Source organism: Pantoea sp. Fr+CA_20 (assembly GCF_024520835.1).
GTDB classification, from domain to species: domain Bacteria; phylum Pseudomonadota; class Gammaproteobacteria; order Enterobacterales; family Enterobacteriaceae; genus Pantoea; species Pantoea allii.
Genome location: NZ_JALNPN010000028.1, coordinates 1 through 16,066 on the forward strand (window position 1 = coordinate 1; position 16,066 = coordinate 16,066).

15 protein-coding genes are annotated in these 16,066 nt (G+C 51.3%); 1 reads left to right on the forward strand and 14 read right to left on the reverse strand.

Features of this window, described 5'->3' with window-relative positions; genetic code table 11:
- Window positions 1-422: 422 nt before the first annotated feature.
- From NR177_RS21840 to msrP, 14 genes are all read right to left on the reverse strand, one after another.
- Window positions 423-1,181 carry an amino acid ABC transporter ATP-binding protein gene (locus NR177_RS21840; protein ID WP_063877447.1) on the reverse strand — a complete coding sequence of 253 codons (759 nt, stop codon included), beginning with the start codon at window positions 1,179-1,181 and terminating at the stop codon, window positions 423-425.
- Between the two features lie 7 nt (window positions 1,182-1,188).
- On the reverse strand, window positions 1,189-2,289 hold the full coding sequence (locus NR177_RS21845) for an amino acid ABC transporter permease (RefSeq protein ID WP_109716809.1): 1,101 nt from the start codon (window positions 2,287-2,289) through the stop codon (window positions 1,189-1,191).
- A 15-nt stretch (window positions 2,290-2,304) separates the two neighbouring features.
- A complete protein-coding gene (locus NR177_RS21850; RefSeq protein WP_063877445.1) occupies window positions 2,305-3,483 on the reverse strand; it encodes an amino acid ABC transporter permease in 1,179 nt (392 codons plus the stop codon).
- A 69-nt stretch (window positions 3,484-3,552) separates the two neighbouring features.
- A complete protein-coding gene (locus tag NR177_RS21855; protein WP_063877444.1) occupies window positions 3,553-4,578 on the reverse strand; it encodes an amino acid ABC transporter substrate-binding protein in 1,026 nt (341 codons plus the stop codon).
- Between the two features lie 544 nt (window positions 4,579-5,122).
- Window positions 5,123-5,419: a DNA-binding transcriptional regulator Fis gene (gene fis, locus NR177_RS21860; protein ID WP_003855228.1), complete on the reverse strand. Its 297-nt coding sequence runs from the start codon at window positions 5,417-5,419 to the stop codon at window positions 5,123-5,125.
- A gap of 23 nt (window positions 5,420-5,442) precedes the next feature.
- Complete coding sequence (gene dusB / locus NR177_RS21865; protein WP_063877443.1) at window positions 5,443-6,408, reverse strand: tRNA dihydrouridine synthase DusB; 966 nt, start codon at window positions 6,406-6,408, stop codon at window positions 5,443-5,445.
- Between the two features lie 411 nt (window positions 6,409-6,819).
- Window positions 6,820-7,704, reverse strand: coding sequence for a 50S ribosomal protein L11 methyltransferase (prmA, locus tag NR177_RS21870; protein WP_256853620.1), 885 nt, complete (start codon window positions 7,702-7,704; stop codon window positions 6,820-6,822).
- A gap of 15 nt (window positions 7,705-7,719) precedes the next feature.
- Window positions 7,720-9,165, reverse strand: coding sequence for a sodium/pantothenate symporter (gene panF / locus NR177_RS21875; protein ID WP_063877441.1), 1,446 nt, complete (start codon window positions 9,163-9,165; stop codon window positions 7,720-7,722).
- Entirely contained in the window at window positions 9,155-9,397 is a 243-nt protein-coding gene (locus NR177_RS21880; protein WP_063877440.1) for a YhdT family protein, read from the reverse strand. Before NR177_RS21880 ends, panF begins: the two co-directional genes overlap by 11 nt.
- A 72-nt stretch (window positions 9,398-9,469) precedes the next feature.
- A complete protein-coding gene (accC, locus tag NR177_RS21885) occupies window positions 9,470-10,819 on the reverse strand; it encodes an acetyl-CoA carboxylase biotin carboxylase subunit (protein ID WP_096011268.1) in 1,350 nt (449 codons plus the stop codon).
- A gap of 11 nt (window positions 10,820-10,830) precedes the next feature.
- Window positions 10,831-11,295, reverse strand: coding sequence for an acetyl-CoA carboxylase biotin carboxyl carrier protein (accB, locus tag NR177_RS21890; RefSeq protein ID WP_096011267.1), 465 nt, complete (start codon window positions 11,293-11,295; stop codon window positions 10,831-10,833).
- Window positions 11,296-11,320: 25 nt separating this feature from the next.
- The gene (gene aroQ / locus NR177_RS21895) at window positions 11,321-11,773 is read right to left on the reverse strand and encodes a type II 3-dehydroquinate dehydratase (RefSeq protein WP_145394820.1); all 453 of its coding nucleotides are present in this window, start codon (window positions 11,771-11,773) and stop codon (window positions 11,321-11,323) included.
- A 221-nt stretch (window positions 11,774-11,994) separates the two neighbouring features.
- The gene (gene msrQ, locus NR177_RS21900) at window positions 11,995-12,597 is read right to left on the reverse strand and encodes a protein-methionine-sulfoxide reductase heme-binding subunit MsrQ (protein ID WP_063877437.1); all 603 of its coding nucleotides are present in this window, start codon (window positions 12,595-12,597) and stop codon (window positions 11,995-11,997) included.
- Window positions 12,598-13,602: a protein-methionine-sulfoxide reductase catalytic subunit MsrP gene (gene msrP / locus NR177_RS21905; protein ID WP_096011265.1), complete on the reverse strand. Its 1,005-nt coding sequence runs from the start codon at window positions 13,600-13,602 to the stop codon at window positions 12,598-12,600.
- Window positions 13,603-13,886: 284 nt separating this feature from the next.
- On the opposite strand from msrP, the gene csrD reads away from it, so the two are divergent.
- Window positions 13,887-15,836 carry an RNase E specificity factor CsrD gene (gene csrD, locus NR177_RS21910; RefSeq protein WP_256853621.1) on the forward strand — a complete coding sequence of 650 codons (1,950 nt, stop codon included), beginning with the start codon at window positions 13,887-13,889 and terminating at the stop codon, window positions 15,834-15,836.
- The last annotated feature ends 230 nt before the right edge of the window (window positions 15,837-16,066 follow it).

The window sequence follows — 16,066 nt, forward strand, 5'->3', positions numbered from 1 at the left end:
AGAAGTGAAACGCCGTAGCGCCGATGGTAGTGTGGGGTCTCCCCATGCGAGAGTAGGGAACTGCCAGGCATCAAACAGAAAAGCCCTGAACGAAAGTTCAGGGCTTTTTTACGTCTGTTATTCGGTAAAAAGTCTCTGTTAAACGTATATGGGTCACCACAAACACTGTTGATGCACTTAAAACAGCCGGGTGGCTCTCTCCTGACCTGTAAAAGGGCCAATAAAAGCTATGTAACCGGCCAGAAGAAGGACTGCTGGCGCAATGAAGTACGATTGCGGACAGGCAACTCTGGCAGTTGAAGCGTTGTGTAATCAGCGTTAGCGAAGTGAGAATATACGGGGAATCGACGCGCTGTATGCAGTTGTCAGGCGCGGCAGAACAGCACCTCCGTATGACGGAGGTGCTGAGAGATGAAGCAGGGTCAGTGAATAACCTGAGACAGGAAAGCGCGGGTGCGCTCTGACCGGGGATTCGCAAAAAACTCCTGCGGCGGCGCAACTTCTACGATCTCACCGCGATCCATAAAGATCACTCTGTCGGCCACCGTACGCGCAAAGCCCATTTCATGCGTCACACATAACATCGTCATACCGTCTTCTGCCAGCCCAATCATCGTATCGAGTACTTCTTTCACCATCTCTGGATCCAGGGCAGATGTCGGCTCGTCAAACAACATGATCTTGGGTTTCATACATAACGAACGTGCGATAGCGACACGCTGCTGCTGTCCCCCAGACAGTTGACCTGGGAACTTATGCGCATGCTCTTCAATACGCACCCGCTTCAGGTAATGCATAGCAAGCTCTTCAGCCTCTTTTTTGGCAATCTTACGAACCCACATCGGTGCCAGCGTACAGTTTTGTAAAACGGTAAGATGAGGGAAAAGATTGAAGTGTTGAAACACCATACCGACCTCAGTACGAACTCGCTCGATATTGCGCACATCCTCATTCAAATGAATACCATCTACAACAATACGGCCCTTCTGATGCTCTTCAAGATGATTGATGCAGCGAATCGTGGTGGATTTACCTGAACCAGAGGGACCACACAACACGATACGTTCACGAGGTTTCACCTGCAGATTAATATCTTTCAGCACGTGAAATTGCCCGTACCACTTGTTCACATTTTCAAGCGAAATCATCGCATTGGTTGAATCAGTTATTATTTGTGTCATAGAAACCTCAGTGCGATTTGCGCCCGGTGTGAAAACGTTTTTCCAGATACTGGCTGTAACGCGACATGCTAAAACAGAAAATCCAGTAGACCAGCGCGGCAAAGACATAGCCTTCAGTAGACATGCCTAACCAGGCGGGATCGACGGTAGCCTGTTGCACGCTACTAAACAGATCGAACAAACCAATAATGATCACCAGGCTGGTATCTTTGAATAACGCAATAATGGTATTCACCAGTCCCGGAATAGTCAGCTTTAATGCCTGCGGCAGGATGACCAGCATCTGGGTCTTCCAGTATCCCAACGCCAATGATTCAGCGGCTTCAAACTGCCCTTTTGGTAACGCCTGTAACCCACCACGTACTACTTCGGCCACATAGGCCGACTGGAACAAAATGACGCCAACCAATGCGCGCACCAGTTTGTCGATGGTCGTCCCTTCTGCCATAAACAGCGGCAACATAACCGATGACATAAACAGCACCGTTATCAGCGGCACGCCACGCCAGAACTCAATAAAAATCACTGATAGCGTTCGTACTACCGGCATCCGGGAGCGTCGCCCCAGCGCCAGCAAAATACCCAGAGGTAATGCCCCCGCGATACCAACAGACGCGATGATTAACGTCAGCGTGAGCCCACCCCATTGACGGGTTTCGACCCGGTCGAGTCCTAAGAAGCCGCCATACAACAGAAACCAGACAACGAGGGGATAACATACTGCCCAGGCGGCAATATAGCGCCCACGGTAAGGCAGACGTTTAACAAACATCGGAACGAGAGACGCGAGCCCAATGATCAGCGCCAGATTGATGCGCCAGCGCAGTTCATGAGGATAGAGCCCATACATAAACTGACCGAAGCGGGCATGAATGAAGACCCAACATGCGCCCTCTTTGGTGCAGTCAGCCCGTGTTGTGCCAAACCAGTTCGCATCAAAGATCAGCCAGTTCAGAGCAGGTGGAATCACATGCCAGATAAGCCAGATACAGAACAGGGTCAATAAGGTATTAAACCAACCTGAAAACAGGTTCTTGCGTGCCCATCGCCATGCCCGATTCAACGGCGAGGAGGCTATCAGCGGTGTTTCATGTGCAGTAACAGACATAATTATCCCGTTCTCTTAACGCTCAACCAGCGCGATTTTGCGGTTGTAGAAGTTCATCAACATTGAAATCAGCAGGCTGATAATCAGGTAAACGCTCATGGTGATAGCAATGGTCTCAATGGCTTGTCCGGTCTGATTAAGGACCGTGCCGGCAAACAACGACACCATATCGGGATAACCAATTGCAGCAGCCAGTGAAGAGTTCTTCACAATATTCAGATACTGGCTGGTAAGGGGCGGAATAATTACACGCATGGCCTGCGGGATAATGACCTGACGCAGCGTAACGGGATTCGGCAGCCCCAGCGAGCGGGCCGCTTCATGCTGCCCATAGGGCACGGCCTGGATACCTGAGCGAATCACTTCCGCAATAAAAGAGGAGGTATAGATCGACAGCGCCAACGTAAGGGCGGCCAGTTCAGGAATCATGACAAAGCCGCCCCTGAAGTTGAAACCGCGTAACTCAGGTATATCCCAGTGCATCGCTGCGCCAAAGCCCAGATGTGCAATAAAAGGGAACACCAATAACATCGCAATGGCGGCAGGCCAGGTGCGACGTAATTGACCGGTTTTAAGCTGATGCTGACGATTAAAACGGAACAGGCCGTAAATCGCTACAACAGCCAGTGCAAGGGCAATAACAAAAGGCCAGCTGCCCGGCGCATAGGTCGGCCAGGGTACGTAAAGACCGCGGTTACTGACAAAGGCGAGATCAAAAGCGTTAAGCGCCTGACGTGGACCGGGCAGATTACGTAATACCGCAAAGTACCAAAAGAAAATCTGCAGCAAAGGGGGAATATTGCGGAAGGTTTCAATGTAGATATTGGCGATTTTACGCAGTAACCAGTTATCGGAAAGACGCGCCAGACCAATAAAAAAACCCAGTATTGAAGCAAAAACAATACAGAGTGCCGACACCAGTAACGTGTTAGTCAGGCCCACCAAAAAGACGCGTGCGTATGTGTCACCTTCAGTGTAATCAATAAGATGCTGCACAATGCCGAAACCAGCATTGCGTTCCAGAAAACCAAAGCCGGAAGTAATACCGCGATTAGCGAGATTGATAACGGTGTTGTGGATGAGATAGCCCACCACAGCAAGTACGGTAATGATCGCAACTATCTGGTAAAGCCAGGCTCGAACCGTGGGATTACCGAACGAAAAATCCCTTTTCACGGTTGGGCGTTGTGACATGTTTAAACCTCAGTAACGAAAGCTTTGCTGGGGCACCGTAGAAAACGGTGCCCGACGGGTGAGGCGTGATTAACGTACCGGTGGTGCGTACTGAATGCCGCCTTTGTTCCAGAGCGCATTCTGACCACGGGCAATTTTCAGCGGGCTGTCTTTACCGACGTTACGATCAAAACTTTCCTGATAGTTACCAACCTGTTTAATGATGTTGTAAGCCCATTTGTTATCCAGCTTCAAATCTTTGCCAAAGTCGCCTTCAGCGCCCAGCAGGTGCGCCATATCAGGTGTGGTAGGTTTAGCCGTCATCTCATCAACGTTTTTAGAGCTGATGCCCATCTCTTCTGCGTTCAGCATGGCGAAAAGCGACCATTTAACGATGGTGAACCAGTCATCATCACCGCGACGCACAACCGGGCCCAGTGGCTCTTTAGAGATCACTTCAGGTAAGACGATGAAGTCATCTGGTTTACCTAATTTAATGCGCAGAGCGTACAGCTGAGACTGGTCAGATGCCAGGGTATCGCAGCGGCCACTATCCAGTGCTTTGGCGGATTCATCCGAGCGGTCAAAGGTGACCGGCGTGTACTGCATTTTGTTGGCTTTGAAGAAGTCAGCCACATTCAGCTCGGTATCAGTACCAGCCTGGATACAGACGGTCGCACCATCCAGCTCTTTCGCACTCTTCAGGCCGGCTTTCTTATGGGTCAGGAAGCCAATGCCATCGTAGTAGTTAACGCCGGTAAACATGAAGCCCATGCCGCCGTCACGTGATGAAGTCCAGGTGGTGTTACGAGAAAGAATATCGACTTCCCCTGACTGCAAAGCGGTAAAACGTTCTTTTGCGGTCAGCGGGGTATATTTCACTTTTGTTGCGTCACCAAACACGGCGGCGGCGGCTGCACGACAGATATCCACATCAAGGCCGGTAAATTTGCCGCTGGCATCTGCATAAGAGAAACCCGGCAGGCCATCGCTGATACCACATTGAACGAACCCTTTCTTTTTAATCGCATCAAGTGTGGTACCTGCATGAGCCTGCTGTGCAACGGCAAGCAGAGAAGCCGCAGCAACCAGAGTAGAGAGCATCATCTTTTTCATAAAGCATCCTGTGTGGCATGTCGTGTTGTGTTGTTATGTATTGCGCACTTTGATGTGCGTTCCTGTCTGTGGCGATCGGCCATCCACGACTTTGCAAAGCCAGTGCCAGGTTTGCATAATCCTGAAGTCACCTGAAAGATCGGGTAATAATCTGAATCATCTGGAGGGCTGCAATAATATGACGCACCAAAAGGAAGCATTTCGAGTCGAAGGGATCACATTTAGTGCAAATTGTTTCACTATTTAGCAACATTGTGAGCTGCATGGCAGGTGGTGGCTGTAAGCGATTGAGGTGTTGCGTAAAATGTTAATCAGGCTCACAAAAGGCTGTTATGACAGGGTTGAAAGGCAGGCGATCAGAAAATGATGAGCGTGTAGCGGGAGACAGTTTAAAAAGGACGGCCTGTAAAAATCACGCTGGCGACTGCAACTACAGTTACCATATTTGACGCAACTGTTTCACAGGATTTAAAACAATTTGCGCGTTAGCGCACAAATAAAAACGCCAGCCCTGAGGCTGGCGAGATTAACGGTCTGAACTGAATCAGTTCATGCCGTATTTTTTCAGTTTCTTACGCAGCGTACCGCGGTTGATACCCATCATCAGGGCAGCACGGGTCTGGTTGCCACGGGTATACTGCATCACCATGTCCAACAGAGGCTGCTCGACTTCAGCCAAAACCAGCTCATACAGGTCACTCACATCCTGACCATTCAGTTGAGCAAAATAGTTCTTCAGTGCCTGTTTAACCGAATCACGCAAAGGTTTTTGAGTTACCTGATCCTGTGAGTTAACGGTAGAAACGGTCAGTACGTCAGAATTTACGCGTTGTTCGAACATAGTTCTTTCAGCTCTTTATTTCGTTACGCAAGATTTTCGAAGTATGCCTCCAACGCCTCCAGCTGTTCGCTGGCATCCTCAATGGCGTTGAATGTGCGCCGAAACTGGTCATTTGGGGCATGTTCCTGGAGATACCAGGAGACGTGCTTTCGCGCTATACGGTATCCCTTGCCTGAACCGTAAAAGTCGTGCAGCTCACGTATATGCGAAACAAGCAAACGCTTGACCTCTGCCAGTGGCAGCGGGGCAAGCAGCTCCCCAGTGTCCAGATAATGCTGGATTTCCCGGAAGATCCACGGTCTTCCCTGAGCAGCGCGTCCTATCATCAGAGCATCGGCTCCGGTGTAGTCGAGCACTGCTCTGGCTTTATGCGGGTCAGTTATGTCTCCATTCGCGATAATCGGAATAGAAACACTCTGCTTAACTGTCCGAATACTGTCGTATTCAGCGTCTCCGTTGAACAGGCAGGCACGAGTGCGGCCATGTATCGTCAAAGCCTGAATGCCACAGCGTTCAGCCAATTGGGCAATCGCGACACAGTTTCTGTTTTCTGGATCCCATCCGGTACGAATTTTTAAAGTTACCGGAACATCAACGGCATTCACCACGGCAGAGAGAATAGACTCCACTACTGTGGGATACTGCAATAAGGCGGAACCCGCCATTTTGCGGTTCACCTTTTTTGCCGGGCAACCCATATTAATATCAATAACCTGTGCACCAGCATCGACATTAATACGCGCAGCCTGGGCCATCTCACTGGGATCGCACCCTGCAATCTGGACGGCACGAATGCCGGGTTCATCACTGTGCACCATGCGTAAACGAGATTTGTCACTGGCCCAGACTTCGGGATTCGATGACAACATCTCAGAAACCGCCATTCCTGCACCCATCTCGTGACAAAGCGTTCTGAAAGGCCTGTCAGTAATACCGGCCATCGGCGCTGCAATCAGTCGATTTCTCAGTTGGAGGTTTCCAATGCGCATGAAGTCGTAATGCCATACTGTATCTGCAAGGCGGCGTATATTACGCATTTTTTTAGGAAGATGAAAGGCCAAACTTTGAACAATTCACAAGAAAACGGCTTTCGCCCTCATCTTATCGCGGACATATGAATTAATTTATCTATAAATCAGTAGCTTAAACATTTGTGTTTATTTTGTGAACAAAGGTTTTTCCGACGAAGATTCGGCATTTGCCAGATAAAAAACGTCACATACCGTGATTAACGATACAAGCAACGGCTTAAGCGACGGCAAAAGCTGTGCTGCTGAGTGTTACAGCCTTCGGTGCTGTCGGTAACGGCTGTAAGCGAAACGCGGAACCGACGGCACAGACATTCAGGCAGTCCTGTCGAACTGGCAGGACTGCTTCTGTGACGGGCAACGTCTTAAAGACTAGGCGGTTTTGACGCCCGTAATACGACACCACTCTTCCTTGACCGCAACAGGATCGAGTGCAAAGTGCGCCACGTAGGCTTCACAGACGCTCTCGGCCTGGCTCTCCAGCACGCCGGATAGACCAAGATGCCCGCCCGATTTAGGCAGCACGCTGATAAGCGGTGCCAACTCACGTAGCGGCCCGGCAAGGATATTGGCCACCACAACATCGGCCTGAAGGTTTTCCGGCTGCTGGTGTGGCAGGAACAGCGTTAAACGATCGGCAACGCCATTACGCTCTGCATTGTCACGGCTGGCCTGGATCGCCTGAGGATCGATATCAATACCGATCGCCTGCGCCGCGCCGAGCTTAAGCGCCGCGATCGCAAGTATTCCTGAACCGCAGCCAAAATCGATCACGGTTTTACCGGCCAGATCCAGACCATCGAGCCAGGTCAGGCAAAGCGAGGTGGTAGGGTGAGTACCGGTACCGAAAGCAAGTCCGGGATCGAGCATTACATTGACGGCATCCGGATCGGGCACATCGCGCCAGCTCGGGCAGATCCACAGGCGCTCACCAAAACGCATAGGATGGAAGTTTGCCATCCACTCACGTTCCCAGTCTTTGTCCTCGATCTGTTCGATCTTGTGACGGAAATTCTCACCAAGAAGAGGATACTGAGAAAGTTCAGCAATTACGCCCTCCATGTCGCTTTCCGCGTCGAATAACCCGATAACGTCGGTATCGCCCCACAGGCGCGTTTCGCCCGGCATAGGTTCATAGACCGGTGTATCGTGCGTATCCTGGAAGGTGACAGATACGGCACCTGTTTCCATTAACGCATCGCTTAGTTCTTCAGCGTTTGCGCCAGAACTGTTAATTTTGATTTGAATCCACGGCATAACGTCTCTCTTAATTCAGTGTTGTGGTGCGCTGACCGCATGCGGTAAACGCCCAAACAGGTTGCCGACCAGGAACGCCAGCAGACTTAACAATAATGAAGGCACAATGGGATGAAAACCCCACAGTTGCAGACCCAGGGTCGCCAGAACGGCATAGCAGCCTCCGCCCACCACCATGCCGCTGAGCGCACCGACCGCATTGGCGCGCGCCCAATATAAACCCAGAACCAGTGGCCAGAGGAAAACCGCTTCCAGACCGCCAAAAGCCAGCAGGTTGAGCCAGATAATCATGTCTGGCGGATGCCAGGCGACGAAAAGCAGTATGATCCCGAGCAAAAAGGTCACCGTTCCCGATAAAATCCGCAGGCGTGGCTCATTATCACTTTGCTGCGGGGCGATGCGCAGATACAGGTCTTTGACCAGCGTAGCGGAGGCCTGCAACAGCTGGGCGTTGATGGTGGACATAATCGCCGCCATCGGTGCCGCTAAAAACAGCCCTGCAGCCAGAGGCGGTAACACGGTGATCATCAGTGTGGGGATAACGCTGTCCGGCACGGTCAGATTCGGTAATATCGCCCGACCGAGTGCGCCAGCCAGGTGCATCCCCAGCATCAGGAGCACAACGACAATGGTGCCAAGAATAATGGCCCGATGCAGCGCTTTACTGTCCTTATAAGAGATACAGCGCACCGCCGTATGGGGCAGGCCGATGACGCCAAAGCAGACCAGCACAATAAACGAGCTCAGGAAGGTCGGCGTAATAATATCGCCCGGGCCCTCAGGAGACAGCAGTTTGGGGTCGATCGCGTGCAGCTTGTCTACGGCCGAATGAATACCGCCAGCGTGATGAATGACGGCAAACAGCAGTAAGAAGGTGCCTATCAGCATCACAATGCCCTGCATCGCATCATTGAGGACACTGGCACGGAAGCCGCCAAAGGCGGTATAGAGTGCGATAGTGCCACCAAAAATAAGCAGTCCGGTGTCGTAAGGGATGCCGGCAGCGGTTTCCAGCAGACGTGCGCCACCAATAAACTGCACGGCCATCGCGCCCACAAAGGCAATCAGTAGGCTCAGGCTGGCTAACCAGACCAGCAGCGTGCTGCCATAGCGTGCATAGAGCATATCGTTGAGTGTTACCGCATTGTGCTTGCGTGCCAGAATGGCAAACTTTTTACCCAGTACGCCCAACGACAGCCAGACCGCGGGAACCTGCACCATTGCCAGCAACACCCAGCCCAAACCGTATTTATAGGCCGCACCCGGGCCGCCTATAAACGAGCTGGCGCTGATATAGGTGGTCGTGATGGTCATTGCCAGGACAAATCCGCCCATTGAGCGGCTGCCCAGGAAATACTCGGTCAGAAAGTTGCCTTTGCGTTGTTTACGCATCGCAAATACGGACAAGCCAGCAATGACGGCCAAATAAGCCAGTAGCGGAAGAATGATTTCAGTGTTCATTGTCATCCTCCAGCGACATATTCCGGAAGACCTTACGCACCATCATCCAGCATAAAAAAATGAACAGCAGAGGAGCAAAAATACAGGAGAGCTCAAACCAGCGCGGCAAGCCGGTTATGCCCATCGCATTTCCCCCTAACCAGGCCGAACCGCCCCAGACGGCTAACCATGCCAGTGTCAGATAGAGTGACCAGCGAGCTTCTTTGTGAGCCTGTAAATAACGCGCGTCCATAGTGTGACCTTAACGCCTGCGGGAAAAGAAAAAGGCCGGAATATCCGGCCTCAAACTGACTCAGCGTTGCGATTACTTCTCGTGCAGGCCGAGCTTTTTCTCCAGATAGTGGATATTGGTTCCACCCTGCTGGAAGTTTTCATCGGACATGATTCGCATCTGCAGTTCGATGTTGGTTTTAATCCCGTCGATAATCAGCTCCGCCAGGGCATTTTTCATACGTGCAATGGCGATATCACGGGTTTCACCGTAGGTGATTAACTTGCCGATCATGGAGTCATAATAAGGCGGCACGCTGTAGCCGGCATAAATATGGGACTCCCAACGTACGCCAAAACCACCCGGCGCATGAAAGCGGGTAATCTTACCAGGACTTGGCAGGAAGCTCACCGGATCTTCTGCGTTGATACGGCACTCGACCGCATGACCACGAATGACCACGTCTTCCTGTTTAATCGACAGCGGTTGACCCGCAGCAATGCGCAACTGCTCTTTGATCAGGTCAACGCCCGTGATCATCTCGGTAACCGGATGCTCAACCTGAATACGGGTGTTCATTTCAATGAAATAGAACTCGCCGTTTTCGTACAGGAACTCAAAGGTACCTGCACCGCGATAGCCGATATCAATACAGGCGCGGGTACAACGCTCACCGATAAATCCACGTAATTCTGGCGTGATGCCCGGTGCTGGCGCTTCTTCCACCACTTTCTGGTGACGACGCTGCATTGAACAGTCACGTTCGCCCAGATAGATGGCATTGCCCTGACCGTCTGCCAGTACCTGAATCTCAATGTGGCGAGGATTCTCCAGATACTTTTCCATGTAAACCATGTCGTTGTTGAAAGCCGCTTTGGCTTCCGCTTTCGTCATGTTGATGGACTGTTCCAGATCTTTATCGCTGCGCACAACGCGCATGCCGCGACCGCCGCCGCCGCCAGAGGCTTTGATGATGACCGGATAGCCGATGCGCTTGGCGAAAGCACGGTTCTTTTCCATGTCATCGGTCAGTGAGCCATCGGAGCCGGGAACGGTAGGCACACCGGCTTTCTTCATCGCCGTAATCGCAGACACTTTATCGCCCATCAGGCGAATGGTGTCGGCTTTTGGACCAACAAAGATAAAGCCAGAGCGTTCAACCTGCTCGGCGAAATCGGCATTCTCAGAAAGGAAGCCGTAACCGGGGTGAATCGCCACCGCGCCGGTGATCTCGGCGGCAGAAATCAGCGCCGGGATATTAAGGTAACTTTTGACCGACTGCGCCGGGCCGATGCAAACCGTTTCGTCTGCCAGCAGCACGTGCTTAAGGTCACGATCCGCGCTTGAGTGAACCGCAACAGTCTTAATGCCCAGTTCTTTACAGGCACGCAGAATGCGCAGCGCAATCTCACCGCGGTTAGCAATAACAATTTTATCCAGCATGGTTCGCCCCGTTATTCGATGACAACAAGTGGCTCGTCAAATTCTACCGGCTGACCACTTTCCACCAGAATGGCTTTAACTACGCCAGATTTATCGGCTTCAATCTGGTTCATCATTTTCATGGCTTCAACAATGCACAGCGTGTCACCTGCATTGACTTTCTGGCCCACTTCCACAAATGCTTTCGCATCCGGGCTTGGTGTGCGATAGAAGGTCCCTACCATAGGTGAACGTACGATGTGGCCACTGATTTCAGCAGGCGCGGCTTCTGCGACGGCGGCAACAGGTGCGACGGCGTTCGCCAGAGCAGGCTGCTGAGCGATGGGCGCAGCATAAGCCTGTTGCATCATCGGATAACCAGTATTTGCAGGTGCACGACTGATACGAACAGACTCTTCGCCTTCGGAGATCTCCAGCTCAGAAATGCCAGATTCTTCAACCAGTTCGATCAGTTTTTTAATTTTACGAATATCCATGAATGGGGTTCCGTACTCAGTTTGATTAATTAGTATGAGACAGGCGCTTCACTGCCGTTTGTAATGCCCACGAGTAACCGTCAGCGCCAAGCCCACAAATGACGCCAGCAGAGACATCAGAAAAATAGGAGTGATGGCGAAAAGGCTCGCGGCTGTGCACATTTGACAGGTGAACTTCAATAAATGGAATGTTCACCGCTAACAGAGCATCACGCATTGCTACGCTGGTATGCGTAAACGCGGCAGGATTGATAATGATATAATCCACATTGCCTTTTGCCTCATGAATGCGATCAATGAGCTGATACTCAGCATTGGATTGCAAATGGCTTAACCTTACATTCAACTGGTCTGCCTGATGGCTCAGACTGGAAACAATCTGAGCCAGGGTAACATCCCCGTATTTATCAGGCTCACGCGTCCCTAACAGGTTAAGGTTGGGACCGTTCAAAAGCAGAATATGTAATTTATCGGCCATCTTGCTGCCATCTCCCGCAATCATTGAGGCATCGCGTAAAATACCTTGCCGCTTTCCATTTGTCACCCGTCACAGTGAAAAAGAAGCGTCACATCGCAATAAAGCCGGGCATTATATCCGTTTCGTGGCATTTCGCAGCAAAATACTGGTCTTATCTGCGAAGTTGATCGGATGCGGCTCGCAGGCCGCATTTTTCGCAGACGATCGGCAATAAGAAGAGACTAGCGCGGCCACCATTTAATGAACTTTTTATAGCGCCAGGCTAACAATATCAGGGCTAAAAGCGCATAAATGATCGGTTGGGGAGACAGGATTTTTACCGACCACATATAGTGAATCGGCGCCAAAATAGCGACCAGATAGATAAAGTTATGCAAGGTTTGCCAGCGCCTGCCCAGTTTGCGCTGCATGCGTTGAAAAGAGGTGATCGCCAGCGCCAGCAGAATAAACCAGCAAATAATGCCCAGTGTCAGATAAGGACGTGAAATCAATTCGCTTCCGAGCAGGCCGAGGTTATTCACGCCCAGCTCCAACAGGTAGTAACTGGTTAGATGCAGGCTGGCCCAGAAAAAAGTCCAGATACCCAACAGGCGACGGGTCCGAATGAGCAGCGGTTGCCTGGCCACGCGTGTTAACGGCGAGACAAGCAAGGTTGCTAACAGCAGTTTCAGCGCCATACGGCCGGTAAAATGCTGGATATCTTTGGCAGGATCGGCGCTGAGTCCTCCCTGCATCGCGGCCATAATCAAGTAAACCAGCGGTAAGAAAGCCGCCAGATGCAGTAGCACTTTAAGCCAGCCGATCTGCTTTATTGACAGGCGCACTCAATAATTCTCCCGCAAATCCATACCACGATAGAGTGACGCAACCTGATCGGCATAACCGTTGAACAGTAATGTGGGCTGACGATCAACATTAAAAGCACTACCCGGACCAATAAAACGTTCGGTGGCCTGCGACCAGCGAGGATGATTCACATGCGGGTTCACGTTGGCATAGAAGCCGTACTCATTATCCGCAATCTGGTTCCATGTGGTAGGCGGCTGGTCGTGCGTCAGCGTAATTTTCACAATAGACTTAATGCCCTTAAAGCCATATTTCCAGGGTACGGTAAGCCGAATTGGCGCACCGTTCTGTGGCGGTAGGGCTTTACCGTAAACGCCCGTCGTCAGAATGGTCAGGGGATGCATGGCTTCATCCAGCCGTAAGCCTTCTACATAAGGATAATTTAGCCCACCCCCGATAAAGCGGTCCTTTTGACCCGGCATCTGATCGGGGGCATAAAGTGTCTGAAAAGCAACAAAGCGCGCTTTGCTGGTGGGTTCCGCCAGCTTCAGGAGTTTATTGAGTTCAAAACCTATCCACGGCACCACCATCGACCAGGCTTCAACGCAACGCATCCGGTAGATACGTTGCTCCATGGCAAAGCGTTTAAAAATATCATCCATGTCTAACGTCACGGGCTTTGCCACTTCGCCTTCTATCGTCAGCTTCCAGGGATCGGTTTTTAACGTTCCCGCGTTCGCTGCCGGATCGGCTTTATCCAGGCCAAATTCGTAGAAATTGTTATAGCCGGAAACCTTATCCGCAGGCGTTAACGGCAGGTTGGCCTGATATTGTGCGGGCTTGGTAAAGTCCAGCGCCCGACCCGCCGGCGCGGGCGGGCGGTCATTACCTTTGAACCAACTCAGAATATCGGCGTTGGCCATGCCCGGGACGCTGATTGCAGCAGCCCCCAGTCCCAGGGTCTGAAGCACCCGACGACGATTCATATTAAAGATGCTTTCTGGCGTTACATCTGCTTCGGTCAGGCGTTTTGTCGGCTTCATCGTCTCTTCTCCAGCTCGATTTTCACAATCAGCATGATGACTATTGCTTAAGCTGGCGAATTTTGCTGCAAAAATGTGAAATTTCCTGGCTGAAGCTTCCAATGAGAATGCGCTGAAAAAAGGATAATTAAGCGCTCTGCGCCTTTCTCAACGTTATACTGCGGCTTCGCGTATGACCTCGCTGTTGCCGGAAACAATTTGTGTTATTTTGCTCAAAATTCTTCCGGCTAACGTGCAGAGAGGCGGCGTGATCCGGCGGCAACCGTAGTGAAACAGGCACAGGGATGCGATTAACTACCAAACTTTCTGCATTTATTACATTTATTAGCGTACTGGCAATGGTTTTAATGCTGGTGGGCTGTGCTTTTAGTGTTTTCTGGCTCACCCATCAGCGTGTAGAAAATCGGGTACAGGTTTTGGCAACCGAAGTGGATAAAGTCCTGCTGAAACAGCCTCCCGAAGCGCTGGAAGCCTGGCTTACGCCGGTATTACCCGTGATTAACGCCGAACAGCTGTCCTTATATAATGGTCGGCAGACTGTTTTCACGCTTTCCCGCCATGAAAACCAAATGCTGCAGCATCAAAAAAATCGCTATATCCATTTTGACATTGCGCTGATGCACCAGCCGGGTATGCGATTGCAACTGACGATACTCGATCCCGCACAAACCTGGCTGCACTCTATTCCCGCGACGTATACGCTTGCCGCGCTGCTGTTGGTCGTACTGATCGTGGCCGTTATGCTGTCCATTACTCATCGTTGGCTGGTACGTCAATGGCGTGGGATGGAGCAACTGGAAAGCCGCTCAGCATTAATACTTGGTGGAGAACGTCGGCATTGTCGGCAAAAGCATGCTGATGAGTGGCCGCCCAGAGCCAGCCGGGCGATCGACCTGTTACTGTCCGATTTACAGGAAGCGGGCGAGCAGCGCGTCCGCATCGATACGCTGATTCGAACCTTTGCGGCTCAGGATGGCCGGACGGGGCTGAATAACCGCCTTTTCTTCGATAGTCAGCTGGCAACGCTGCTTGAGGATCAGGAAGATGTCGGGACGCATGGCGTGGTCATGATGATACGTTTTCCTGAGCTCGACACCCACGATGATTCACTGGGGCCAGTGCTGGTCGAAGAGTACCTGTTTAACGTCGTCAACATGTTGTCCACGTTTGTCATGCGTTATCCTGGCGCACTTCTGGCGCGCTATTTTCGCAGTGATTTCGCGGTATTACTGCCGCATCGTAGCCTGAAAGAGGCAAACAGTATCGCTGATCACCTCATCAACGCGGTTGACGCGTTGCCGCCTATGCGCAAGGTTAACCGCGACGATTTTATTCACATCGGCATCAGTGCCTGGCACAGCGGACAGACGGTGCCGCAGGTCATGGAAAATGTCGAAATGGCCACGCGCCGCGCGACGTTGTCAGGCGGCAATAACTGGTCTAATGGCGCAGGAAACCCTCTGGATGCAGGACGCGGCAGCGTTCGTTGGCGGACTTTGCTGGAAAATACCTTAAGTCGCGGCGGACCACGTTTATATCAGAAGCCTGCGGTGGACAAAGAGGGTAAGGTGCGACATCGCGTACTGCTCACGCGCATTTATGATGGGGACAAAGAGGTACTGTCGGCTGAATATATGCCATTTGTGCAGCAGCTCGGCATGGCCGAAAGCTGGGACCGCCAGATGGTATTACGCGTTGCCGCCTTATCTGAACTGTGGCCAGAAGAGACACTGGTCATCCCCATCAATATCGACTCGCTGCTGAAACGTCCGTTTATTGTCTGGTTGTACAATATGTTGCTGCAGTGCCCAAAATCTCAAAGAAAGCGATTTTTATTTGAACTTGCGGAAGGGGATGTCTGTCAACACATCAGCGATTTGATTCCGATCTTCCACTCATTGCAGGCATTCGGCTGTCGTATCGCGGTTAATCAGGCCGGTCTGACGGTGGTCAGCAGTGCTTACATCCGGCAGTTACCGGTTGAATTAATCAAGCTGGATGCAGGACTGGTGCGCAACATTGAGCGGCGTACGGAAAATCAGCTGTTTGTGCGAAGCTTGCTGGACGTCTGTAAGCCCACCGGGACGCAGCTGTATGCCGCGGGCGTGCGCACCAATGCAGAGTGGCAAACCCTGGTAGGATTAGGAGTAGAAGGTGGACAGGGTGACTTTTTTTCACCTTCACAGCCGGTTAACAGTAACGTAAAAAAGTACTCCCAGCGTTACCGTTTTTAACCGTTTGACCGGTTTCACGTTCTTCGCCTCAGCTTTTGATGAATATGGAACGATAAACGTGCAGAATACGTCGCCTGAAATGTTAGATTTTATGTCGGAGTAAAGTTAAGAAAATTCTTTAACATGCTGCTCTGATGCCGTGATATCGCTGTTCCGCTCGTATGCGTAACAGGCTTAAATGATGTAAAACGAATGCCGTCTATTTTTTCACCGAAGCAGAACGTTTTTGC